Genomic DNA, 22,945 nt, shown 5'->3' on the forward strand with positions numbered 1-22,945 from the left:
TCGTAGTGGGTAGGCGGGGGCGGTCCGCGTGCCCGGCGGGGGCGCGGGCGCGGCCACCGGGGGGATTAGCCTGGTCGCCATGTTCACCGGCATCGTCGAAGAGTTGGGGGAGGTCGTCGGCAAGGAAGACCTGGCCGACGCCGCCCGGTTCGTCATCCGCGGCCCGCTAGTCACAACCGACGCCGGTCATGGCGACTCGATCGCGGTCAACGGCGTGTGTCTGACCGTGGTCGACGTGTTGCCCGACGGTGCGTTCAGTGCCGACGTGATGGCCGAGACGCTCAACCGGTCCAGCCTGGCCGGCGTCGGCGTCGGCAGCCAGGTGAACCTCGAACGCGCGGCGGCGGTGAACGGCAGGCTCGGCGGACACATCGTGCAGGGCCACGTCGACGGGACCGGTCACGTCGTGGCCAGGACGCCGTCGGAGCACTGGGAGGTGGTGCGCATCGCGCTGCCCGAGTCGGTGTCGCGCTATGTCGTGGAGAAGGGATCGATCACCGTCGACGGCATCTCCCTGACGGTGTCGGGACTGGGCCCAGACTGGTTCGAGGTGTCGCTGATCCCGACGACACTGCAGCTGACGACGCTGGGCCGGGCCGCGGTCGGCACGCCGGTCAACCTCGAGGTAGACGTCATCGCCAAGTACGTCGAGCGGCTCTTGCTTCAGAAGCCTTGATTCACTTGGGATTTCGCCCACCCGAGATCAGTAGCGGTGGCCGCCCTGGTCGCCGGTGCCCGCAGACGGTGCGCTGCCGTTCGGCGCGGGGGCGTTGCTCGGTGCGGGAGGCGTATTGCACTGGCCATCGATGACGATCTGGCCTGGCTGGCACGCGGTGTTTCCCGGGTCGGCGGGTGCCGCGGGTGCGCAGAGCATCGAGATCGTGGCGAATGCGGCCGCAAGAAGTGAGGTGGATCTTGGCGTCGAATATCGCATCGCGCGCCTCCCCTTCAGTCGTGGGTGATGACAAGCTACGCCTCGATCCCGTCGTGCAACAGGGCCTCGATCACGAGCTCGTCGCCGTTCACACCCCCTGATGGGAGCGGGCAATAACCGCGCGGCCGGGTTGGTTCATACTGAAGGACGTTCAGAACGTTGCGCGCGTTGCACGATGGTCCCACGGGACGGCAAGGGTGGCAGGGATGACGAGGCTCGATTCCGTCGAACGGGCGATAGCCGACATCGCGGCGGGCAAGGCCGTCGTCGTCATCGACGACGAGGATCGCGAGAACGAGGGCGATCTGATCTTCGCCGCCGAGAAGGCCACTCCCGAGCTCGTCGCGTTCATGGTCCGCTACACCTCCGGTTACCTCTGCGTTCCGCTATCAGGTGACGTCTGTGATCGCCTCGGCCTGCTGCCGATGTACGCGGTCAACCAGGACAAGCACGGCACCGCATACACCGTGACCGTCGACGCCAAGAAGGGTGTCGGGACGGGTATCTCGGCCTCGGACCGCGCCACGACCATGCGGTTGCTCGCCGATCCGGCCGCGGTGGCCGAGGACTTCACCAGGCCTGGTCACGTCGTGCCGTTGCGCGCCAAGGACGGCGGGGTGCTGCGCAGGCCCGGCCACACCGAGGCCGCCGTGGATCTGGCGCGACTCGCCGGTCTGCAGCCCGCCGGGGCGATCTGCGAGATCGTCAGCCAGAAGGACGAGGGCGAGATGGCCCAGACCGACGAGCTGCGTGTCTTCGCCGACGATCACGACTTGGCGCTCATCTCGATCGCCGACCTGATCGAGTGGCGCCGCAAGCACGAGAAGCACATCGAGCGCATCGCCGAGGCGCGCATCCCCACCCGCCACGGTGAGTTCCGCGCCGTCGGCTACACCAGCATCTACGACGACGTCGAGCACGTCGCCCTGGTGCGCGGCGACATCTCCGAGGGTGACGGGCACGACGTGCTGGTGCGGGTGCACTCCGAGTGCCTGACCGGCGACGTCTTCGGGTCCCGGCGCTGCGATTGCGGCCCCCAGCTGGATGCGGCGATGGCGATGGTGGCTGCCGAGGGCCGCGGCGTGGTGCTCTACATGCGCGGGCACGAGGGCCGCGGCATCGGGCTGCTGCACAAGTTGCAGGCCTACCAACTGCAGGACGCCGGCGAGGACACCGTCGACGCCAACCTCAAGCTCGGCCTGCCCGCAGACTCCCGCGACTACGGCATCGGCGCCCAGATCCTGGTCGACCTGGGAGTCCGCTCGATGCGGCTGCTGACCAACAACCCGGCCAAGCGCGTCGGCCTCGACGGCTACGGGCTGCACATCATCGAGCGCGTGCCGCTGCCGGTGCGGGCCAACGCGGAGAACATTCGCTACCTCATGACCAAGCGTGACCGGATGGGTCACGACCTGACGGGGCTCGAGGACTACGACGAGACGGTCCTGGTGCTGGGCGACCGCCTTCCACCGACCGCGTCGGGCCCTGGCGGTGCCACGACATGAGCGGTGGCGCAGGCGTTCCCGACATGCCGGCGGTCGATGCCTCCGGCCTGAGGCTGGCGATCGTGGCCAGCACCTGGCACACCACGATCTGCGACGCCCTCCTCGACGGTGCCCGCCGGACCGCGGCCGAGTCGGGCATCTCCGATCCCGACGTGGTCCGCGTGCTCGGGGCCATCGAGATCCCGGTCGTCGCGCAGCAATTGGCGAAGACCCATGACGCGGTAGTGGCGCTCGGTGTCGTGATCCGCGGGCAGACACCGCATTTCGACTACGTCTGCGATGCCGTCACGCAGGGCTTGACGCGGGTGTCGCTGGACGAGGGGACGCCGGTGGCCAACGGCGTACTCACCACCAACGACGAGCAGCAGGCCCTCGACCGCGCCGGGTTGCCCGGGTCGTCGGAGGACAAGGGTGCGCAGGCCGCGGCTGCCGCCCTGTCGACCGCGCTGACCTTGCGTGACCTGCGCAAGAACTCGTGAGCGAGACTCCGGGGCCGGCGGCTGACGACGTCTCGGGTTACGACCTCGAGGTCAAGCCCCACCTGACGCCCTACTTCGCCTACGGCGCGGCTTTCCTGATCGCGGCCGCGCACGTCACCGTGGGCTTCCTGCTCAAGATCCGCTCGTCCGGGGTGATCTTCCAGACCTCCGATCAGGTGGCGATGGGGTTGCTCGGGGTGATCATCGGCGGCGTCGTGCTGCTGTTCGCCCGGCCGCGGTTGCGGGTCGGCCCCCAGGGTATGTTCGTGCGTAACCTGTTGAACTACCGGCTAATTCCGTGGTCGCAGGTGGTGGACGTGTCGTTCCCTCCCGGTGCGCGCTGGGCCCGCGTCGATCTGCCCGACGACGAATACCTGCCATTGATGGCGATTCAGTCGGTCGACAAGGAGCGCGCCGTCGACGCGATGGACGCCGTGCGGGCGCTGCTGGCGCGGTACCGGCCCGACGTCAACCGACCTTCAGCGACATCGTGATTTCGTCCCTCGGCGCGCCGGTGCTCACCTCGACGACGCCGAAACCCAGCTCCTCGTAGACACCCCGGGCGGTGGCGTTGGCGGCCTCGACCCGCAATGTGACCTCGCGGACCCGCTGACTGCGGGCCCAGTCGATGGCCGCGGTCACCAGCCGGTGCCCCAAACCCCGTCCGCGCACGTCCGGTTCGAGCCACAGCGAGTACAGATACACCGTCGTCACGCTTTGGCGCTGGGCACCGATCAGCCCGACGAGTCGATCGTCGATGCGCATCGCGAACTGGGCATGGGCCCGCAGCCGGCGCCGCCACTGTGACGCGCTGAACTCGATCTCCTGGCGGTACTGCTGGTCGGCGGTTCCGAGGGTGTCGAGCAACGCACGCAGACGCAGCGCGGCGAACACGCGCCAGTCCGATTCGGCGAGTCGGGTGACCGTTGGGGCACTCATGCGGCGTCGCATGGCTCCTTCGTGCAGTGCGGTAGAATTCGCTGACAGTGACCCATTTTCGCACGTCGGCAACAGCTCTGGAAACCGACGCTTCCCAACTCCGTGCGGCGCAGCTCGTCTCGCGGCCGGGTACCCTGCCGACCGTCACGATTCCGATGGCCGCCGGGCGTCTTCCCGACGTCGACGAGCTCTGGCGCCATCTCGCCGAACCCGCCGAATTCTTCGGTCTCGCGATGCCCCGACCCGCGGAGCTGGCTCGGGTGCTCTCGGGGGTGCGGCACCGGTCACCGGTCGCCACGACGGTGACGATCGTCGAGGACGACGGTGCGACGCGGTTCGCAGCGTCGGCCGTCACCGTGGCGCCATGGCAACCCGATGCGGTACGCCTTGCCGGCGACGCGGTGCCGCAGGCGCATCGCGCGGCGGACCCGTGGTGGCGCCGGATGGCGGCGCGCACCACCAGCAAGGGTGAACTGGATCAGCGGGCCCGCTGGCTGGCCGCCCATGGGTACGCCGACGCGGTGTCCGAGGGGCAGCCCGTGCTCGGTGCGCTGGTCTTCCAGACGACCCACGGCCTGCTTGCGGTGGAGAACCCGGAGCCGACCTCGGTCCTCGACCAGTTGATGCGGTCCGGTGCCATCACGGCGCTCGACTTCGCGCCGGCGTGCCCCGCCGTCTTCGAGCGGGTCTGGTGGGTCTCGCCGCACTACCAGACCCATCCGGTCGCCGAGCTCGACGGGACGCGGTGCCATGCGGACTCCGAGACGGTACCTTCCTTCGCGAGGTGGACATGAGCTCCTTCGACCCGGCGTCCTTCCAGGTGATGACGATCGACGGCTACGAAGTGGTCGACGCCACGTTCCTGGCTCATTACACGTTGCGCGGCAACGCGACGGAGGACGTCGCCTTCACCGAGGTCGTGGACTTCGGTGCCGCGCTGGGTGATCGCGTTCCCGACGAGCGCCTGCTGCGCCTGCTCGCGCTCACCTGTTCACCGAGCTACTACAAGGCCGCCGCGCCGCCCCGCATCGCGATCGCCTTTCCCACCCACGACTTCGAGCGCGAGTATCTGCGCGAGCTGATCGCGGGTGGCCTCGGTGAGTTCGCCTATCGCAACGCACTTCCCGACGCGCTCAACCCCGCGATCACCGGTCCTGACGACGGGGCCGCGGCGCCGACCGCAGACGGCTGGGACGCCGGCGCACAGCCGCTGGTGCCGGTCGGCGGCGGCAAGGACTCGGTGGTGAGCATCGAGGCGCTCAAACGCCAGGGTTTCCGTCCGACGTTGTTCAGCGTCAACGAGTTCGCTCCGATCGACCGGTGCATCGAGATCAGCGGGTTGGACAGCGTGCGGGTCCGGCGCCGCATCGATCGACGGCTCATCGAGGCCAACGCCAACGGTGCCCACAACGGCCACGTCCCCGTGACGGCGATCAACAGCGTGATCGGGCTCATCGTCGCCGACGCCAACGGTCTCGGTCCCGTCGTACTGTCCAACGAGCGGTCCTCCAACGTGGGCAACGTGACGTGGCAGGGGCGCGACGTCAATCACCAGTGGTCCAAGAGCATCTCGTACGAGACCCTGCTGCGCGACACCCTCACCGGTTACGGGTTGAACCCGGACCGCTACTTCTCCCTGCTGCGGCCGCTGTCCGAGTCGCAGATCGCCGACCGATTCCGCACCAGCCCGCAGTACTTCCGCGACTTCATCAGCTGCAACCGGCCGTTTGCGATCGACGAGGGCCGCCGGGGCGCGACGTGGTGCGGCCACTGCCCGAAGTGCCTCTTCGTGTACGGCCTGATGGCGCCGCGGCTGGGTCGAACCGAGGTCGAGGCGATCTTCGGTCACGACCTGTATGGGGACGTGAACAATCGGCCCGGCTTCGAGGACATCGTCGGCCTCGGGGTGCACAAGCCGTTCGAATGCGTCGGCGAATACTACGAAGCGGCCGAATCGTTGCTGTCGGTCCTCGACGACGACGAATGGGCCGGTGTCCCGCTGGTCGAGGAATTCCGCTCGCGCCGTGCCGAACTCGAGAAGGTCGCGACCGCGGAGGCGGTCGACGGTGGCACTGCGGTCGACTACGTTCCCGCCCGGTATGCGGCGGCACTGGCCGAGGCATGACGACGGCACCGCTGGACCTCGCGGGTCTGACCGTGGGCATCTGGGGCTTCGGGCGCGAAGGCGTCTCCGTGGCCAGGACTGCCGCCGCGGCCGGTGCGGTCCGCATCGAGGCCGTCGACGACGCCGGTCGGCGCCCCTTCGAGGAGCCCGACGGCATCGCCGGTCTCGAGGTGTTCCGCGGGCCCGAGCACCTCTCCCGGCTCAGCGCCTGCGACGTCGTCTTCGTCAGCCCGGGCGTGCCGTGGCGTCACCCGGTCTTCGCGGCACTGCGCGCGTCGGGAACCCGGATCTCCAGCGCCGCAGACTGGTTCATGTCGCGCCACGGTGCGGTGACCATCGGCGTCACCGGCACCAAGGGCAAGAGCACGACGGCCTCGTTCGTCGGCCATCTGCTGGGCCAACTCGGCATCGAGGCCATCGTGGCGGGCAACATCGGTACCCCGCTGTCGGATCTCGAACCCACCGGTGACGCCGTCGTCGTCGCCGAGCTGTCCAGTCAGCAGGCCGCGCTGCTGACCACCTCGCCGGCAGTGGCGGTCATCACGAACCTGTACGAGGACCACCTCGACTGGCACGGCGACAAGAAGGCCTACCACCTGGCCAAGGCCAACGTCTTCCGCAACGGATCGCGCGCCCTGGTGACCACCCCCGAGGTCGTCACGGTCCTCGACCGCCTCGGCATCACCCCGGTCGATCAGGACCTGGTCCTCGTCGACCCCGCGCGCGTGCACCGCACGCCGGGTCGGTTCGTGATGACCTACGAACACAACGTGATGAACGGTGCCATGGCCGCCGCGGCCGCCGCGACGATCCTCGGCAGGCCGGTGACGGACGCCGAGCTCGACGCGGCGGTGCGCAGTTACCAGGGCCTGCCGCACCGGCTGCAGACCGTGCGCACCACGGGGCGGGTCCGGTGGATCGACGACACCCTGGCCACGACCGGGGAGAGCGTCGCGGCGGCATTGCGCGCGATGGATCCCGACGAGCACGTCGCGCTGATCGTGGGCGGCATGGACCGTGCCTTGAACTACGACCAGCTCGATGCCTACCTGCGCAGCGGAGCCCGCAACGTGTCGCTGATCCAGGCCCCGACAAACGGCGCCCTCATCGGTACCGGCTTCGCGACGGAGCATCCGGCGCGCACGCACCTGGTGCACGGCCTGGAGGAGGCGGTGCGCACCGCCGCGGCTCTGCCCGACGTGGACGTCGTGCTGCTGTCGCCGGGTGCGGCCAGCTACGACCTCTTCACCAACTACGAGGCCAAGGCCTCGGCGTATTGCCGTTTCATCGACGACCTCGCCGGCGCCGTCCCCGCGCCCAACTAACCTGGACCCCGTGCCCGATCCAGCGACCTACCGGCCTGCGCCGGGCTCGATACCCGTCGAGCCCGGTGTCTACCGGTTTCGTGATCCGCACGGCCGGGTGATCTACGTCGGCAAGGCCAAGAGTCTGCGCAGCCGGTTGAACTCCTACTTCGCCGACCTGTCCGGGCTCGCGCCGCGGACCAGGCAGATGGTGATGACGGCCGGCAGCGTGGAGTGGACCGTCGTCGGCACCGAAGTCGAAGCGCTGCAGCTGGAATACAACTGGATCAAGGAATTCGATCCACGGTTCAACATCCGCTACCGCGACGACAAGTCCTATCCCGTGCTGGCGGTCACCCTGAACGAGGAGTACCCGCGGCTGTTCGTCTACCGCGGCCCCCGCCGCAAGGGCGTGCGGTACTTCGGGCCCTATTCGCACGCCTGGGCGATCCGCGAGACGCTCGACCTGCTGACCAGGGTCTTCCCGGCGCGTACCTGCTCCAACGGAGTGTTCAAGCGGCACAACCAGATTGGCCGACCCTGCCTGCTCGGCTACATCGACAAGTGCTCGGCGCCGTGCGTCGGACGGGTCAGCGCGGAGGAACACCGCCGGATCGTGCTCGACTTCTGCGACTTCCTGGCCGGCAAGACCGACCGCCTGGCCAGGGACATGGAGCAGCAGATGAACGCGGCCGCCGAGGAGCTCGACTTCGAGCGCGCCGCGCGGCTGCGCGACGACATCGGGGCGCTCAAGCGCGCGCTGGAGAAGCAGACCGTGGTGCTTGGCGACGGGACCGACGCCGACGTCGTCGCGTTCGCCGACGACGAGCTCGAAGCCGCGGTGCAGGTGTTCCACGTGCGCGGCGGTCGCGTGCGCGGTCAGCGGGGCTGGGTGGTCGAGAAGTCAGGCGAGTCAGGCAAGTCCGGTCAGGAGCACCTCGTCGAGCAGTTCCTCACGCAGTTCTACGGCGATCAGGCCGAGCTGGGCGGTTCGGCCGACGACGCCACCAATGCGGTGCCGCGTCAGGTGCTGGTACCGGTGTTGCCCGACAACGCCGGGGAGCTCGAGACGTGGCTGCGCGAGCTGCGGGGCTCCAAGGTGCAGATCCGGGTGCCGGTGCGCGGCGACAAGCGCGCGCTCGCCGAGACGGTGCACCGCAACGCGCAGGAGGCGCTGCAGCAGCACAAGCTCAAGCGCGCCGGCGACTTCAACGCCAGATCCGAAGCGCTGCAAAACATCCAGGAGTTCCTCGGCCTGGCCGACGCGCCGTTGCGCATCGAGTGCATCGACATCAGCCACGTGCAGGGCACCGACGTGGTCGCCTCGCTGGTGGTCTTCGAAGACGGGCTGCCGCGCAAGTCGGACTACCGGCACTACGCCATCCGGGAGGCGGCAGGGGACGGGCGATCCGATGACGTCGCCTCGATCGCGGAGGTCACCCGGCGCCGCTTCGCCAGACACGTGGCCGACGCGCAGGCGCCCGTGGTCGAGGACGGCAAGGCGAGACGGTTCGCCTATCCGCCCAACCTCTTCGTCGTCGACGGTGGCGCACCCCAGGTGAACGCCGCGGCCGCGGTCCTCGAGGAACTCGGCGTCACCGACGTGGCGGTCATCGGGTTGGCCAAGCGTCTCGAGGAGATCTGGGTGCCCAACCTGGACGGGATGTCGCCCGATCCGGTCATCATGCCGCGCAACAGCGACGGGCTGTACCTGTTGCAGCGGGTGCGCGACGAGGCGCACCGCTTCGCGATCAGCTACCACCGCAGCAAGCGATCCAAGCGAATGACCGCATCGGCACTAGACTCCGTCAAGGGATTGGGGGAGCACCGGCGCAAGGCCCTGGTGACGCACTTCGGCTCGGTGGCCCGGCTCAAGGACGCCAGCGTCGAGGAGATCATCGCCGTACCGGGAATCGGAGTGACCACTGCGAACGCCGTCCTGGAGGCACTTGGCGTGCCTACGATCAACGACGAAGCACCACCGACGACGGGCCAGGGGATGACACGGGTCACCAGCGAGCAACCGGCGGCGGATCGTGCGTGGACCAGTGAGCAGCCGGAGACCGAGCTCTCGTGATCGACGGCGCACACGGCGGCCGCGCCGAGGACGAGGCGACGGCGGGCATCGACGTCGTCCTGGTCACGGGTCTCTCCGGGGCCGGCCGGGGCACCGCTGCCAAGGTGCTGGAGGACCTCGGCTGGTACGTCGCGGACAACCTGCCCCCGGAGTTGATCGCCAGGATGGTGGAGCTGGGTCTGGCGGCGGGGTCGCGCATCACGCGGCTCGCCGTCGTGATGGACGTGCGCTCGCGCGGGTTCACCGGCGATTTGGAATGGGTGCGCAACGACTTGGCAACCCGCAACATCACCCCGCGCGTGCTGTTCCTCGAGGCCTCCGACGACATCCTGGTGCGCCGCTACGAGCAGAACCGTCGCAGCCATCCGCTGCAGGGCAATCAGACTCTGGCGGAGGGCATCTCCGCCGAGCGCACGTTGCTCGCGCCGATTCGCGCGGCAGCCGACCTGGTCATCGACACGTCATCGCTGCCGGTGCCCGCCCTGCGTGAGACCATCGAACGCGCCTTCGCCGCGGAGACCGTGGCCCACACCAACGTCACCGTCGAGTCCTTCGGATACAAGTACGGCCTTCCGATGGACGCGGACACGGTGATGGACGTCCGCTTCCTGCCAAACCCGCACTGGGTCGACGAGCTACGGCCGCACACGGGTCAGCATCCCGCGGTGCGGGATTACGTCCTCGGTCAACCGGGAGCGGCGGACTTCATCGACACCTACCATCGTCTGCTGGACGTCGTCATCGACGGATACCGCAGGGAGGGAAAGCGCTACATGACCGTTGCCATCGGCTGCACGGGTGGCAAACACCGCAGTGTCGCCATCGCCGAGGCCCTCGCGGGGCGCCTCGGTGGCGACGGCGAACTGACGGTGCGAGTGCTGCACCGGGACCTGGGTCGCGAATGAGCTTCCCCGCACGCGAGGAGGACGAATGAGCGCCCGCATCGTCGCGCTGGGCGGCGGCCACGGCCTGTACGCGACGCTGTCGGCGCTGCGGCGACTGACCCCGCACGTGACGGCGGTAGTCACCGTCGCCGACGACGGCGGCTCGTCGGGCCGGTTGCGCAGCGAACTCGACATCGTGCCGCCGGGTGATCTGCGAATGGCCTTGGCGGCCTTGGCTTCCGATACCCCGCACGGTCACCTGTGGGCCACCATCATGCAGCACCGCTTCGGCGGTAGCGGGGCGTTGGCCGGGCATCCGATCGGCAATTTGCTGCTGGCCGGACTGAATGAGGTGCTGGCCGATCCCGTGGCCGCACTCGATGAGCTCGGTCGCATCCTCGACCTCAAGGGCCGGGTGCTGCCGATGTGTCCGATCGCACTGCAGATCGAAGCGGACGTCGCCGGTCTGGAGGCAGATCCCCGGATGAGCCGGGTGATCCGCGGCCAGGTGGCGGTGGCCACCACCGTCGGCAAGGTGCGACGGGTCCGGTTGCTGCCGGGCAACCCGCCGGCCACCCGTCAGGCCATCGACGCGATCATGGCCGCCGACCTGGTGGTCCTTGGCCCCGGCTCGTGGTTCACCAGCGTCATTCCGCACGTGCTCGTGCCGCAGCTGGTGGCCGCGCTGCAGGCCACCGAGGCGCGCCGCGCACTGGTGCTGAACCTGGTGGCAGAGCCTGGTGAGACGGCGGGCTTCTCCGCCGAGCGCCACATTCACGTACTGGCACAGCATGCGCCAGGATTCACCGTGCACGACATCGTCGTCGACGCGGCACGCGTACCGGGCGAACGGGAACGGGATCAACTCAGGCGAACCGCGGCCAGCCTGGACGCTCAGGTCGAGTTCGCTGACGTGTCCCGACCTGGTACACCATTACATGACCCGGCGAGGTTGGCTGCGGCGCTGGACAGGGTGCGGCTGCGTGGCAGGGCACCCGTCGCCCCGACGGCTCCGACCCCCGCCGTGCGGTCTGCCGAGGAGAGGTGACGATTTCGTGGCGATGACAGCCGAGGTCAAGGACGAGCTCAGCCGACTCGTGATCAACTCGGTCAGCGCGCGGCGTGCGGAGGTTGCCTCCCTGCTGCGCTTTGCCGGTGGACTGCACATCGTGGGTGGCCGGGTGGTGGTGGAAGCCGAGGTGGACCTCGGGGTCATCGCGCGGCGCCTGCGCAAGGACATCCACGACCTATACGGCTACAACGCCGTGGTGCACGTGTTGACGGCAAGTGGCATCCGCAAGGGGACCCGCTACGTGGTGCGCGTCGCCCAGGACGGCGAGGCGCTGGCCCGCCAGACCGGGCTGCTCGACCTTCGCGGCAGGCCGGTTCGCGGGTTGCCTGCCCAGGTCGTCGGTGGCAGCGTCGGTGACGCCGAAGCCGCTTGGCGCGGTGCGTTCTTGGCGCACGGTTCACTGACCGAGCCCGGACGTTCGTCGTCGTTGGAGATCAGTTGCCCCGGCCCGGAGGCGGCGCTGGCCCTCGTCGGTGCGGCCCGCAGGCTCGGCGTCAGCGCCAAGGCCCGTGAGGTCCGCGGCAGCGATCGCGTCGTGGTGCGCGACGGTGAGGCCATCGGCGCCCTGCTCACCAGGATGGGAGCCCAGGACACCCGGCTCACCTGGGAGGAACGCCGGCTGCGCCGCGAGGTGCGCGCAACGGCGAACCGGTTGGCCAACTTCGACGATGCCAACCTCCGTCGGTCTGCGCGGGCGGCAGTGGCGGCCGCGGCACGCGTCGAGCGTGCGCTGAACATCCTCGGCGACTCCGTACCCGACCACCTCTCAGCGGCGGGCAGGCTGCGTGTGGAGCACCGGCAGGCCTCGTTGGAGGAACTGGGTCGGCTGGCCGATCCTCCGATGACGAAAGACGCGGTGGCGGGCCGTATTCGGCGCTTGCTGTCGATGGCGGACCGCAAGGCCAAGCAGGACGGCATCCCCGACACCGAGTCGGCGGTGACGCCCGACCTGCTCGACGACGCCTGATCGCCACGTCGCGATCCAATGCCGTTGTCCGGCAAGGTTGTTCACCGGTGCCGCCGAACACCGAGGCGGTGACGCGTCGATGGCACTACCGTGGCACCCATGAACCTGCTCAGGGTCGGGGCGGCGGTCCCGGACCCACCGTTCAACGGAATGACCGCTGACGGGGGACTCGACGTCGATCTGATGAACGCCATCGGTGGCGTCCTCGGCGTACGGGTCGAGATCGTCGCCTATTCGGGGGCGGACTTCGACGGCATCTTCGACGAACTGGCTGCGGGCAACTACGACTGCGTTGCCTCCGGCACCACCGTCACCCCCGAGCGGCGGCGGGTGGCCTCGTTCGCGCCGCCCTACCTGGTGTCGGGACAGTCCCTCGCGGTGAACACCGCCCGTCTTCCGGGGGTCCGGTCGATCGACGATCTCGCCGGGCTCACCATCGGCGTGCAGCGGGGGAACACCAGCCAGCCGATCGCCGAAGGCCTTGTCGCGCAAGGGAAGGCGAAGGCAGTCCGGCTCTATGACTACGGCGACGTCCGATCGGCGGTCTCGGATCTGACCAGCGGCGGTTGCGACGCCGTGATGAAGCTCGGGCCGGTACTCACCGAGCTGGTCCGGTCGGTTCCCGACGTCGAGGTGGTGCAGCGCGGGATCACCAGGGAGGAGATCGCCATCGCTGCCAACGACGATGGCACCCTGGCCCGAATCACCGCGGCGCAGGAGCAGCTCGACGCCGACGGCACCCTCCAGGAACTGCGGCGCAAATGGCTCGGCGCCCCGTACCGCGACCAGAGCCTGGCCGCCCTTTGACCATCCTTCACACCCGGAATGGCGCACCACTAGGCTGATCCCCGAGCAATGTGGCTGGACAGAACACCGGCACGTCTTCGACAGATCTAAGGAGTACGACAGTGACCGTTCGGGTAGGCGTCAACGGCTTCGGTCGAATCGGGCGCAACTTCTTCAGGGCCCTCGACGCGCAGAAGGCGCTGGGCAAGAACACCGACATCGAGATCATCGCGGTCAACGACCTGACCAGCAACGCGACTCTGGCGCATCTGCTGAAGTTCGACTCCATCCTGGGCCGGCTGCCGTACGACGTCAGCCTCGAGGGCGACGACACCATCGTCGTCGGCGACACCAAGATCAAGGCACTCGAAGTCAAGGCCGGGCCCGCCGAGCTGCCCTGGGGCGACCTCGGCGTGGACGTCGTCGTCGAGTCCACCGGCATCTTCACCAATGCCGCCAAGGCCAAGGGGCACCTGGACGCCGGCGCCAAGAAGGTCATCATCTCCGCGCCGGCCACCGACCCGGACATCACCATCGTGCTCGGCGTCAACGACGACAAGTACGACGGCAGCCAGAACATCATCTCCAACGCGTCGTGCACCACCAACTGCCTCGGCCCGCTGGCCAAGGTCCTCAACGACGAGTTCGGCATCGTCCGCGGCCTGATGACCACGGTGCACGCCTACACCCAGGACCAGAACCTTCAGGACGGCCCGCACAGCGACCTGCGTCGCGCCCGCGCCGCGGCCCTGAACATCGTGCCCACCTCGACCGGAGCCGCCAAGGCCATCGGCCTGGTGTTGCCCGAGCTGAAGGGCAAGCTCGACGGCTACGCGCTGCGGGTACCGATCCCCACGGGTTCCTGCACCGACCTGACTGCCGAGCTGGCCAAGCCGGGCACCGCCGAGGAGATCAACGCCGCGATGAAGGCGGCCGCCGACGGCCCGCTCAAGGGCATCCTCAAGTACTACGACGCGCCGATCGTCTCCAGCGACATCGTCACCGACCCGCACAGCTCGATCTTCGACTCCGGTCTGACCAAGGTGATCGACAACCAGGCCAAGGTCGTGTCGTGGTACGACAACGAGTGGGGCTACTCCAACCGCCTGGTGGATCTGGTCGCGCTCGTCGGCAAGTCGCTGTAGAGCGAAGCCGTGGCCGAGTCCTCCATCAAGCCGTCCTCCATCAAGTCGCTGTCGGATCTGCTCGCCGAGGGGGTCGAGGGCCGGGGCGTACTGGTGCGCTCCGACCTGAACGTCCCGCTCGACGACGAGGGCAACATCACCGACCCGGGCCGCATCCTGGCGTCCGTGCCGACGCTCAAGGCGCTGTCCGAGGCCGGCGCCAAGGTCGTCGTTGCGGCGCATCTTGGACGTCCGAAGGGCGGCCCGGAGCCCAAGTACTCGCTGGCTCCGGTCGCCGCGGCGCTAGGTGCCCAGCTGGGCAGGCACGTCCAGCTCGCCGGCGACGTCGTTGGCTCCGACGCGCTGGCCCGCGCCGAGGGACTGACCGACGGTGACGTGCTGATGCTGGAGAACATCCGCTTCGATCCGCGGGAGACCAGCAAGGACGATGCCGAGCGGCTCGCCCTTGCCAAGGAGCTCGTCGAGCTGGTGGGTGGTCCCGACGGTTCGGGCGGCGCGTTCGTCTCCGACGGCTTCGGCGTCGTGCACCGCAAGCAGGCCTCGGTCTACGACGTGGCCACCCTGCTGCCGCACTACGCGGGCACGCTCGTCGCCACCGAGGTCAAGGTGCTCCAGCAGCTGACGACGTCGACTGAGCGGCCCTATGCGGTGGTGCTCGGCGGCTCGAAGGTCTCCGACAAGCTGGCCGTCATCGAGAACCTCGCGACGAAGGCCGACAGCATCGTCATCGGTGGTGGCATGTGCTTCACCTTCCTTGCCGCCCAGGGCGTCCCGGTCGGCACGTCGCTGCTGCAGCCGGAGATGATCGACACCTGCAAGAAGCTGCTCGAGGACTACGGCGACGTCATCCATCTGCCGGTCGACATCGTCGTCGCGGAGAAGTTCGCCGCGGACTCGCCGGCCGAGACGGTGCCCGCGGGCAAGATCCCCGAGGACCAGATGGGCCTGGACATCGGGCCGGAGTCGGTGAAGCGATTCACCGCGCTGCTGTCCAACGCCAAGACGGTGTTCTGGAACGGACCGATGGGCGTCTTCGAGTTCCCGGCGTTCGCGGCGGGCACCAAGGGCGTCGCCGAGGCGGTCATCGCCGCGACGGCCAAGGGCGCGTTCAGCGTGGTGGGCGGGGGTGACTCCGCCGCGGCGGTGCGCCAGCTCGGGCTGCCCGAGGACGGCTTCTCGCACATCTCCACCGGGGGCGGTGCGTCGCTGGAGTACCTCGAGGGCAAGACGCTGCCCGGCATCGACATTCTCAATTCCTGAGCAACCCGCAGTTCTCTGACCCGAGGAGACCCCTGTGCCCCGCAAGCCGCTGATCGCCGGCAACTGGAAGATGAACCTCAACCACTTCGAGGCCATCGCCCTGGTGCAGAAGATCGCGTTCTCGTTGCCGGAGAAGTACTTCGACAAGGTCGACGTGACGGTCATCCCGCCGTTCACCGACCTGCGCAGCGTGCAGACGCTGGTCGACGGCGACAAACTGCGACTCACCTACGGGGCGCAGGACCTGTCCAAGCACGACTCCGGGGCCTACACCGGGGAGATCAGCGGGGCGTTCCTGGCCAAGCTCGGCTGCACGTTCGCCGTCGTCGGGCACTCCGAACGGCGGACCTATCACGCCGAGGACGACGCGCTGGTCGCCGCCAAGGCCGCCGCCGCGCTCCGGCACGGCCTGACCCCGATCATCTGCATCGGCGAGGGCCTCGAGGTCCGCGAGGCCGGGGAGCACGTCGCCTACAACGTCAACCAGTTGAGGGGATCGCTGGCGGGGTTGTCGGCCGAGCAGATCGCGGCGAGCGTCATCGCCTACGAACCCGTGTGGGCGATCGGTACCGGCCGCGTGGCCAGCGCGGCCGACGCGCAGGAGGTGTGTGCCGCGATTCGCACCGAGCTCGGCGAGCTGGCGACGCCGGCGATCGCCGACACGGTGCGCGTGCTCTACGGCGGCTCGGTCAACGCCAAGAACGTCGGCGAGATCGTCGGCCAGTCCGACGTCGACGGCGCCCTGGTCGGCGGTGCCTCGCTGGACGGCGAACAGTTCGCGATCCTGTCCGCGATCGCCGCGGGTGGACCGATTCCCTGATCGGCTGGGCCGACCGGTATCCTGGCGCACATGATTCTCGCTCTGCAGATCACCCTCGTCGTCACCAGCGTCCTGGTGATCCTGTTGGTGCTCCTGCATCGGGCCAAGGGTGGCGGTCTGTCGACGCTGTTCGGCGGCGGCGTGCAGTCCAGCCTGTCGGGATCGACGGTCGTGGAGAAGAACCTCGACCGGTTGACCTACTTCATCACCGGCATCTGGCTCGTCTCGATCATCGCCGTCGCGCTGCGCATCAAGTACGGCGCCTAGCTCGCAGCAGGGCGGCGGCCGCCTCGGCGCGACCGTACTCCGCCCACTCCAGCGGGGTCATGCCGTGCTCGGCGTCCACCGCGTCGGCGTCCGCACCACAGTCCAGCAGGGTCTCGACCATCTCGACGTCTCCGCACCAGGCTGCCTGGTGCAGCACGGTGTGTCCGTCGACGAGCGCGTCCAGATCACCACCCGCGGCCGCCAGCTCGCGCACCGCCTCGGGCGTACCCGCCGCCGCGATCGCCGGCTCGGGCGTCCGTGGGCGCCAGGGTGACGGCGCATCGGGCGTCGTGCCGTCGGTGAACCCGTGCGCGGCGAGCAACTCGAGGCGGTCGTGCAGGCCCCGGTCTCGCGCCCAGTCCACCTGACGCCGGACCATCTCCGCCGGCCCCTCCAGCGCCTCGCCGAGGCGTCGATGCCATGGCCCACCCGCACCGTGACCGAGGCCGTGCGCCAACAGGATTCGCAGATGTCGATCGTCCCTGCCGAACATCCGGTTGTAGAGCGTCTGCGCGTCGTTCGGATCGGCGCCGGCAGCCAGCAGGATCTCCGCGAGCTCCGCGCCCGCTGGGTGTCGGGGTTGCCGCCCCGGTCCCGCCTCGCCTTCCCCGAAGCACAGCGTCAGCACCGTGAACGGCGTTGGCAGTCCCTGCCACAGGTAACCCGCGTTGGGGTCGGCGCCGGCAGCGAGCAGGATGCGGGCCGTGGCCAGCGGATCGCGCTGCGGCACGCGCGCTGCGGCGAGGTGGAACAGCGCCGTCCACCCGAAGGGACCGCCCTCGCTGCGGGCGTCGTCGGGCCCCGCGGCGAGATGAGCCCGTACGGCTGCCGGATCAGCAACGGCCGCAGCGGCATACAGGCTGCGCCCGGGTAGGTCGGGGTGGGTGTGCAGGACGTCCATCGCGGCTGCCCACCTGGCCGGATCGTCGTCCTGGGAGTAGGTCAGGCAAGCCAGTGACAGGAAGCGCGACAGCGGGTCGTCACCGGGTGCGGTCGTGGGGTCGCGCCGCAGCGCCTCGGCGGTGCGCAGGTAGGCCTGCAGCCGCGGCCAGCTGCTGAAGCCGACCGAGCGTGCCACGACGTGCTGGGCGGCCGTCAGGACGAACGCAGCCGGGTCGGCGGGCGGCCCGCCGGGGTGGTGCCGGGACACCGTCGCGAGCGCATCGGGATCGCGGTCGCGCACGGCGCGCTGCAAGGCGCGGGCGTCGCGGCGGAACCGTTCCAGCGACGGATTGTTGGGCAGGGTCGGGGCCATGACGGCCTCCTTTCGACGCACCCGAGGTCCGCTGCGTCGGGCCGAAAGGAGACGGGCCGGATCACGTCGTCTGCCAGGGAGGCTGTGCCTCTTTCCGCGGACCGGTGGCGTCCTGCACGCCGCCGCCCAGGTTACCGGATGAGCCGTCCGGCGGGGACCGGCCGGCGCTGGTGGCGCCGACGACGCACGCCATCCCGTGGGCTCGTTCTGCGCCCCGTTCGCGGTACGTCGATACTGGGGGCATGGCCGACGCTCCCGACACCGTCCTCGCACCCATCGGCTCGGTGCGCCGAACCCAGGTGGGCCGCGAGGCCACCGAACCGATGCGGGAGGACATCCGCCTGCTTGGCGCGATCCTCGGCGACACGGTGCGTGAGCAGAACGGCGACGAGGTCTTCGATCTCGTCGAGCGCGCTCGGGTGGGGTCCTTCCGGGTGCGGCGCTCGGAGATCGACCGCGCCGAGCTCGCCGAGTTGTTCGACGGGATAGACGTCCGCAAGGCGATCCCGGTCATCCGGGCCTTCACCCACTTCGCCCTGCTGGCCAACGTCGCCGAGGACATCCACCGCGAGCGGCGGCGCGCAATCCACGTCGCGGCCGGCGAACCGCCGCAGCGCAGCAGCCTGGCCGCCACCTACCTCAAACTCGAGTCCGCCGACCTGGACTCCGACACCGTCGCCGACGCGCTCACCGGTGCGCTGGTGTCACCGGTGATCACCGCACACCCCACCGAGACCCGGCGCAGGACGGTGTTCGACACTCAGCACCGCATCACCCAGCTGATGCGGCTGCGCATGCGCGGGCATGCCCACACCGACGACGGCCGCAGCATCGAGCTCGAGCTGCGTCGTCACATCCTGAAGCTGTGGCAGACCGCGCTGATTCGGTTGTCGCGGTTGAAGATCCAGGATGAGATCCAAACCGGTCTGCGGTACTACCCGGCGGCCTTCTTCGAGGTCATCCCACAGGTCAACGCCGAGGTGCGCACCGCGCTGCGGGCCCGCTGGCCCGAGGCCCACGTCCTGGAGCAGCCCATCTTGCGGCCCGGTTCCTGGATCGGCGGCGACCGCGATGGCAACCCGAACGTCACCGCCGAGGTCGTCCGGCTGGCCACCGGCAGTGCCGCCTACACCGCGTTCGAGCACTACTTCCGCGAGCTCGCCGCGCTGGAGGACGAGCTGTCGATGTCGGTGCGCCTGGTCCGAATCAGCGACGACCTCGGTGCGCTGGCCGACACGTCCGACGAAACCACGGCACCGGCCGACGAGCCGTACCGCCGCGCGCTGCGTGCGATCCATGGTCGCTTGACTGCGACCGCCGCCGAGATCCTGGACCGTCAGCCAGAGCATCTGCTGGATCTCGGGTCGGCGCGGTATGAGACGCCCGCCGAGTTCCTGGCCGACCTCGACGTCATCGACGCGTCTCTGCGCGCCAACGGCAGCGCGGTGCTCGCCGACGACCGGCTGGGCCGACTCCGGGAAGCCGTGCACGTGTTCGGTTTTCACCTGTCGGGGCTGGATCTGCGGCAGAACTCCGAGGTGCACGAAGAGGTCATGGCCGAGTTGTTGGCCTGGGCCGGTGTGCATCCCGACTACCGCTCGCTGCCCGAGCCGGACCGCGTCGAGATCCTGGTGGCGGAGCTGGCCACCCGCCGGCCCCTGGTGAGCCCGGGTGCCGAGCTGTCCGAGTTGGCCCGCAAGGAACTGGACATCACCGCGGCGGCCGCCCGCGCGGTCCGGGTGTTCGGTCCGGAGGCGGTGCCGAACTACATCATCTCGATGTGCCAGTCGGTCTCGGACATGCTCGAAGCAGCCGTATTCCTCAAGGAGGCGGGTCTGCTGGACGCGTCGGGGGAGAAGCCGTACAGCCCGGTCGGCGTCGTCCCGCTGTTCGAGACGATCGACGACCTGCAGCGTGGATCGTCGATCATGGAAGCGGTACTGGACATCCCGCTGTACCGCGCCATGGTTCACGCCCGCGGCGAGCATCAGGAGGTGATGCTCGGCTACTCAGATTCGAACAAGGACGGTGGCTACCTGGCCGCCAATTGGGCGCTGTACCGCGCCGAGCTCGACCTGGTCGAGTCGGCCCGCAAGACCGGCATCCGGTTGCGGCTGTTCCACGGCCGCGGTGGCACCGTCGGCCGCGGCGGTGGTCCCAGTTACGACGCCATCCTCGCCCAACCGCCCGGTGCGGTGAAGGGGTCGCTACGGATCACCGAGCAGGGTGAGGTGATTGCCGCCAAGTACGCCGAACCGACGATCGCGCACCGCAACCTGGAGACCCTGCTCGCCGCCACGCTGGAGTCGACGCTGCTCGACGTCGAGGGTCTCGGCGACGCCGCCGGACCGGCCTACGAGGTGCTCGACGACCTGGCCGCCCGCGCGCAGCGCGCCTACTCCGAATTGGTGCACGAGACACCGGGATTCGTCGAGTACTTCAAGGCGTCCACCCCGGTCAGCGAGATCGGCGCACTCAACATCGGCAGCCGGCCCGCCTCGCGCAAGCCCACCACGGCGATCTCCGATCTGCGCGCCATCCCATGGGTGTTGTCCTGGAGCCAGTCTCGGGTGATGCTGCCCGGTTGGTACGGCACGGGCAGCGCGTTCGAGCAATGGGTCGCCGCTGGCCCGGAATCGGAGGAGGCCAGACTCGCAGTCCTGCAGGACCTCTACGAGAAGTGGCCGTTCTTCCGCTCGGTGCTGTCCAACATGGCCCAGGTGCTCGCCAAGGCCGACATGGGACTGGCGGCCCGCTACTCCGAGCTCGTCGAGGACGAGGCGCTGCGGCACCGGGTGTTCGACCAAATCGTCGCCGAGCACGATCGGACCATCAAGATGCTGCGGCTCATCACCGGCAACGACGACCTGCTGGCCGACAACCCGGCGCTCGCCCGCTCGGTGTTCAATCGGTTCCCGTATCTGGAACCGCTGAACCATCTGCAGGTCGAACTGCTGCGGCGGTACCGCTCCGGCGACGAGGACGAACTGGTTCAGCGGGGGATCCTGCTCACGATGAGCGGGCTGGCCACCGCGTTGCGCAACAGCGGCTGACCCCGGTTCGTCAGAGGCCGGTGGTCTTGCGCACCGCGCCGATCGCGCCACGCACCACGTTCTCGGTGGCCGACCATGGCGCCATCACCGATTCGCCGAGCCCGACGATGCGCTCCACGCGGTCGACGATGGCCTCGAGCCGTTCGACGACGCCGATCAACCGTGGCGCCAGCTCGTCGATGCGGGTGATGGTCTGGTTGAACCGGTCCAGGGTGGCGTCCAGCCCGGTGGTGGACCTGTCGAGGTCGGCCAGCGTCTCTCCGAGCTCGGTGAGCAGCGTGTCGACCTGTTCCACCGTGACGTCGGCGTTCAACGCAGCCTGGGTCAGCGTCTTGATGCGCTGCCGACCCGTCGTCGCGCGACCGCGACCGACGCCCTTGTCTGCCATGGCAACAGTATGCGGGTTGCTACAGCGCGGACGCGGCAGCTTCGTCGAGGAGCCACACGGTCGCCTCGATCCCGATGGCGCCCGCTGCAGGCACGTCGTCGGCGCTGGCACCCCCGATCGCCGCGGCGACCGCCTCGGCCTTCTCCGCCCCAGAGACCACCAGCCAAACCTCGCGTGATCGGGTGACCGCAGGCAACGTCAGCGTGATGCGCTGCGGCGGCGGCTTGGGGGAGTCGGTGACCCCGACGACCATTCGCTCGGTCTCCCGAGTGGCCGCGGTGTGCGGGAAGAGCGAGTTGACGTGCCCTTCACCGCCCATGCCGAGCAGGTGGACGTCGAACGCCGGAGTGGGCGCTCCGCCGACGGCGTTGGCGGCCAGCACCTGCTCGTAGGCCAAGGCGGCGGCGTCGATGTCGTCACCGAACTCGCCGTCGCTGGCGGGCATGGCGTGCACGTTGGCCGCCGGCACGTCGACGTGGTCGAGCAGCGCCTCGCGCGCCTGCTTGTCGTTGCGGTCGTCGTCGTCGGCCGGTACGTACCGGTCGTCACCCCAGAAGAGGTGCACCTTCGACCAGTCGATCGCCGCGCCGTGCTCGCCGAGGTGCTCGAGCAGCTTCACGCCCGTGCCGCCACCGGTCAGCACGACGAAGGCGGCGTCGCGCGCGTCGATGGCCGCCGTGATGGCCCCAACCAGTCGCTGACCGGCCGCGGCCACCAGCGCGTCGGTATCGGCGTACCTCTCGATCACCTTGTCGCTCACAGGTATTCGACCCTTCCAATGCCTTCTAGGGCTGCCAGGTAGATCTCGTCGGCGTCGAGCCTGCGCAGGTCCTCGGCCAGGCACTCGCGCGTCTCGCGGCGCGCCAGCGGAAGCTTGGCGTCGGGCTTGCCGGTGCGCGTCAGGCTCGCGGTGATGCCGTCCTGCGGCCGGCTGAGCGTGATGGTCTCGCTGGGGCGGACCAGTTCGACCTTCAGCTCGCCGACGGCCCGCTGAACCGGACCGTCGATGCGGCTGGCCAGCCATCCGGCGAGGATGTCCAGTGCCGGCTCCTCCTTGCGACCGGACACCAACGCCGACGTGATCGGTTCGTGCGGGCCCTGATCCAGCGCCGAGGTCAGCATCGCCCGCCAGTAGGTGATCCGGCTCCACGCCAGGTCGGTGTCACCCGCGGTGTAACCCTCCAGCCGGCTCTTGATGCACGCCAGCGGGTCGGTGCCGTAGGTCGCATCGGTGATGCGACGAATGGCCAACTGGCCCAACGGGTCCTGCGCCGGTACCCGCGGTGCGAGATCCGGCCACCAGGCCACCACCGGGGTATCGGGCAACAGGAACGGCGTCACCACGCTGCTGGCGTGATCGGCCAGCGGGCCGGCGAGCTTGAGCACGACCACTTCGCCGGCACCCGCATCGTGCCCGACCCGGATCTGGGCGTCGAGCTTGGCGTCGGCGGCATCGCGGTCGACGGGCAGCACGACGATCACCCGGCAGGGGTGCTCACGGCTGGCGGCATTCGCCGCCTCGATCGACTCCTCGAGGACGGTCTCGCTGTCGGGCGCGATGACGAGGGTGAGCACCCTGGCCATGGTGAACGCGCCGCCCTCCTCGCGCAGACCGTCGAGCTTCTTGTTGACCGCGTTGGTGGTCGTGTTCTCCAAGTCGACGATCACTGGTCGGCCCTCCGGTT

General features: G+C 69.2%; 22 protein-coding genes. 17 read left to right on the plus strand and 5 right to left on the minus strand.

Features of this window, described 5'->3' with window-relative positions; genetic code table 11:
• Positions 1-79: 79 nt before the first annotated feature.
• The 4 genes from SBI80_RS15280 to SBI80_RS15295 all read left to right on the plus strand — a co-directional run bounded on the left by SBI80_RS15280 (position 80) and on the right by SBI80_RS15295 (position 3,412).
• On the plus strand, positions 80-676 hold the full coding sequence (locus SBI80_RS15280; protein ID WP_318975621.1) for a riboflavin synthase: 597 nt from the start codon (positions 80-82) through the stop codon (positions 674-676).
• A 464-nt stretch (positions 677-1,140) separates the two neighbouring features.
• Entirely contained in the window at positions 1,141-2,439 is a 1,299-nt protein-coding gene (locus tag SBI80_RS15285) for a bifunctional 3,4-dihydroxy-2-butanone-4-phosphate synthase/GTP cyclohydrolase II (protein WP_318975622.1), read from the plus strand.
• Positions 2,436-2,918 carry a 6,7-dimethyl-8-ribityllumazine synthase gene (gene ribH / locus SBI80_RS15290; protein ID WP_318975623.1) on the plus strand — a complete coding sequence of 161 codons (483 nt, stop codon included), beginning with the start codon at positions 2,436-2,438 and terminating at the stop codon, positions 2,916-2,918. The genes SBI80_RS15285 and ribH overlap by 4 nt, the downstream gene beginning before the upstream one ends.
• Positions 2,915-3,412: a PH domain-containing protein gene (locus SBI80_RS15295; protein WP_318975624.1), complete on the plus strand. Its 498-nt coding sequence runs from the start codon at positions 2,915-2,917 to the stop codon at positions 3,410-3,412. The genes ribH and SBI80_RS15295 overlap by 4 nt, the downstream gene beginning before the upstream one ends.
• Here SBI80_RS15295 and SBI80_RS15300 read toward each other — a convergent pair.
• Positions 3,387-3,857 (minus strand): GNAT family N-acetyltransferase, encoded by a 471-nt coding sequence (locus SBI80_RS15300; RefSeq protein ID WP_318975625.1) that lies wholly within the window; start codon positions 3,855-3,857, stop codon positions 3,387-3,389. The two genes, SBI80_RS15295 and SBI80_RS15300, sit on opposite strands and share 26 nt — an antisense overlap.
• A 47-nt stretch (positions 3,858-3,904) precedes the next feature.
• Between SBI80_RS15300 and SBI80_RS15305 the strand changes: the two genes are divergently transcribed.
• The 12 genes from SBI80_RS15305 (at position 3,905) to secG (ending at position 16,564) form a co-directional block, all read left to right on the plus strand.
• Entirely contained in the window at positions 3,905-4,651 is a 747-nt protein-coding gene (locus tag SBI80_RS15305) for a hypothetical protein (RefSeq protein ID WP_318975626.1), read from the plus strand.
• Positions 4,648-5,982 (plus strand): MurL-like N-terminal domain-containing, encoded by a 1,335-nt coding sequence (locus SBI80_RS15310; protein ID WP_318975627.1) that lies wholly within the window; start codon positions 4,648-4,650, stop codon positions 5,980-5,982. The genes SBI80_RS15305 and SBI80_RS15310 overlap by 4 nt, the downstream gene beginning before the upstream one ends.
• A complete protein-coding gene (gene murD, locus SBI80_RS15315; protein ID WP_318975628.1) occupies positions 5,979-7,307 on the plus strand; it encodes a UDP-N-acetylmuramoyl-L-alanine--D-glutamate ligase in 1,329 nt (442 codons plus the stop codon). Before SBI80_RS15310 ends, murD begins: the two co-directional genes overlap by 4 nt.
• Positions 7,308-7,317: 10 nt before the next feature.
• The gene (gene uvrC, locus SBI80_RS15320) at positions 7,318-9,363 is read left to right on the plus strand and encodes an excinuclease ABC subunit UvrC (RefSeq protein ID WP_318975629.1); all 2,046 of its coding nucleotides are present in this window, start codon (positions 7,318-7,320) and stop codon (positions 9,361-9,363) included.
• Complete coding sequence (rapZ, locus tag SBI80_RS15325; protein WP_318975776.1) at positions 9,363-10,268, plus strand: RNase adapter RapZ; 906 nt, start codon at positions 9,363-9,365, stop codon at positions 10,266-10,268. Before uvrC ends, rapZ begins: the two co-directional genes overlap by 1 nt.
• Positions 10,269-10,293: 25 nt before the next feature.
• Positions 10,294-11,295 carry a gluconeogenesis factor YvcK family protein gene (locus SBI80_RS15330; RefSeq protein ID WP_318975630.1) on the plus strand — a complete coding sequence of 334 codons (1,002 nt, stop codon included), beginning with the start codon at positions 10,294-10,296 and terminating at the stop codon, positions 11,293-11,295.
• A 13-nt stretch (positions 11,296-11,308) separates the two neighbouring features.
• Positions 11,309-12,286 (plus strand): DNA-binding protein WhiA, encoded by a 978-nt coding sequence (gene whiA, locus SBI80_RS15335; protein ID WP_318975777.1) that lies wholly within the window; start codon positions 11,309-11,311, stop codon positions 12,284-12,286.
• Positions 12,287-12,385: 99 nt separating this feature from the next.
• Complete coding sequence (locus SBI80_RS15340) at positions 12,386-13,093, plus strand: ABC transporter substrate-binding protein (RefSeq protein WP_318975631.1); 708 nt, start codon at positions 12,386-12,388, stop codon at positions 13,091-13,093.
• A 101-nt stretch (positions 13,094-13,194) separates the two neighbouring features.
• On the plus strand, positions 13,195-14,217 hold the full coding sequence (gene gap / locus SBI80_RS15345; protein WP_318975632.1) for a type I glyceraldehyde-3-phosphate dehydrogenase: 1,023 nt from the start codon (positions 13,195-13,197) through the stop codon (positions 14,215-14,217).
• Positions 14,218-14,241: 24 nt separating this feature from the next.
• Positions 14,242-15,477 carry a phosphoglycerate kinase gene (locus tag SBI80_RS15350; protein ID WP_318975778.1) on the plus strand — a complete coding sequence of 412 codons (1,236 nt, stop codon included), beginning with the start codon at positions 14,242-14,244 and terminating at the stop codon, positions 15,475-15,477.
• A 34-nt stretch (positions 15,478-15,511) separates the two neighbouring features.
• Complete coding sequence (gene tpiA / locus SBI80_RS15355; protein WP_318975633.1) at positions 15,512-16,297, plus strand: triose-phosphate isomerase; 786 nt, start codon at positions 15,512-15,514, stop codon at positions 16,295-16,297.
• A gap of 30 nt (positions 16,298-16,327) precedes the next feature.
• On the plus strand, positions 16,328-16,564 hold the full coding sequence (secG, locus tag SBI80_RS15360; protein WP_318975634.1) for a preprotein translocase subunit SecG: 237 nt from the start codon (positions 16,328-16,330) through the stop codon (positions 16,562-16,564).
• Here secG and SBI80_RS15365 read toward each other — a convergent pair.
• On the minus strand, positions 16,548-17,819 hold the full coding sequence (locus tag SBI80_RS15365; RefSeq protein WP_318975635.1) for an ankyrin repeat domain-containing protein: 1,272 nt from the start codon (positions 17,817-17,819) through the stop codon (positions 16,548-16,550). The two genes, secG and SBI80_RS15365, sit on opposite strands and share 17 nt — an antisense overlap.
• A gap of 242 nt (positions 17,820-18,061) precedes the next feature.
• Here SBI80_RS15365 and ppc point away from each other — a divergent pair, with 242 nt between their 5' ends.
• A complete protein-coding gene (gene ppc, locus SBI80_RS15370) occupies positions 18,062-20,872 on the plus strand; it encodes a phosphoenolpyruvate carboxylase (RefSeq protein ID WP_318975636.1) in 2,811 nt (936 codons plus the stop codon).
• Between the two features lie 10 nt (positions 20,873-20,882).
• Here the strand turns inward: ppc and SBI80_RS15375 are convergent, their stop codons facing one another.
• Genes SBI80_RS15375 through opcA form a run of 3 tightly spaced genes read right to left on the minus strand, consistent with a single transcriptional unit; the run spans position 20,883 to position 22,928 of the window.
• A complete protein-coding gene (locus SBI80_RS15375) occupies positions 20,883-21,260 on the minus strand; it encodes an ATPase (protein WP_318975637.1) in 378 nt (125 codons plus the stop codon).
• Positions 21,261-21,279: 19 nt separating this feature from the next.
• Positions 21,280-22,020 (minus strand): 6-phosphogluconolactonase, encoded by a 741-nt coding sequence (gene pgl, locus SBI80_RS15380; RefSeq protein ID WP_318975638.1) that lies wholly within the window; start codon positions 22,018-22,020, stop codon positions 21,280-21,282.
• The gene (opcA, locus tag SBI80_RS15385; RefSeq protein WP_318975639.1) at positions 22,017-22,928 is read right to left on the minus strand and encodes a glucose-6-phosphate dehydrogenase assembly protein OpcA; all 912 of its coding nucleotides are present in this window, start codon (positions 22,926-22,928) and stop codon (positions 22,017-22,019) included. Before opcA ends, pgl begins: the two co-directional genes overlap by 4 nt.
• Positions 22,929-22,945: the final 17 nt, after the last annotated feature.

The organism is Mycolicibacterium sichuanense (genome assembly GCF_033741125.1).
Taxonomy (GTDB): domain Bacteria; phylum Actinomycetota; class Actinomycetes; order Mycobacteriales; family Mycobacteriaceae; genus Mycobacterium.

What these genes read in the sequence shown, in the direction of transcription:
- secG (WP_318975634.1), top strand. Translation starts at nt 16,328, where the DNA reads ATGATTCTCGCTCTGCAGATCACCCTCGTCGTCACCAGCGTCCTGGTG.
- ribH (WP_318975623.1), top strand. Translation starts at nt 2,436, where the DNA reads ATGAGCGGTGGCGCAGGCGTTCCCGACATGCCGGCGGTCGATGCCTCC.
- SBI80_RS15310 (WP_318975627.1), top strand. Translation starts at nt 4,648, where the DNA reads ATGAGCTCCTTCGACCCGGCGTCCTTCCAGGTGATGACGATCGACGGC.
- SBI80_RS15375 (WP_318975637.1), bottom strand. Translation starts at nt 21,260, where the DNA reads ATGGCAGACAAGGGCGTCGGTCGCGGTCGCGCGACGACGGGTCGGCAG.
- SBI80_RS15340 (WP_318975631.1), top strand. Translation starts at nt 12,386, where the DNA reads ATGAACCTGCTCAGGGTCGGGGCGGCGGTCCCGGACCCACCGTTCAAC.
- SBI80_RS15365 (WP_318975635.1), bottom strand. Translation starts at nt 17,819, where the DNA reads ATGGCCCCGACCCTGCCCAACAATCCGTCGCTGGAACGGTTCCGCCGC.
- whiA (WP_318975777.1), top strand. Translation starts at nt 11,309, where the DNA reads ATGACAGCCGAGGTCAAGGACGAGCTCAGCCGACTCGTGATCAACTCG.
- ppc (WP_318975636.1), top strand. Translation starts at nt 18,062, where the DNA reads ATGGCCGACGCTCCCGACACCGTCCTCGCACCCATCGGCTCGGTGCGC.
- murD (WP_318975628.1), top strand. Translation starts at nt 5,979, where the DNA reads ATGACGACGGCACCGCTGGACCTCGCGGGTCTGACCGTGGGCATCTGG.
- SBI80_RS15285 (WP_318975622.1), top strand. Translation starts at nt 1,141, where the DNA reads ATGACGAGGCTCGATTCCGTCGAACGGGCGATAGCCGACATCGCGGCG.
- SBI80_RS15300 (WP_318975625.1), bottom strand. Translation starts at nt 3,857, where the DNA reads ATGAGTGCCCCAACGGTCACCCGACTCGCCGAATCGGACTGGCGCGTG.
- SBI80_RS15280 (WP_318975621.1), top strand. Translation starts at nt 80, where the DNA reads ATGTTCACCGGCATCGTCGAAGAGTTGGGGGAGGTCGTCGGCAAGGAA.
- SBI80_RS15330 (WP_318975630.1), top strand. Translation starts at nt 10,294, where the DNA reads ATGAGCGCCCGCATCGTCGCGCTGGGCGGCGGCCACGGCCTGTACGCG.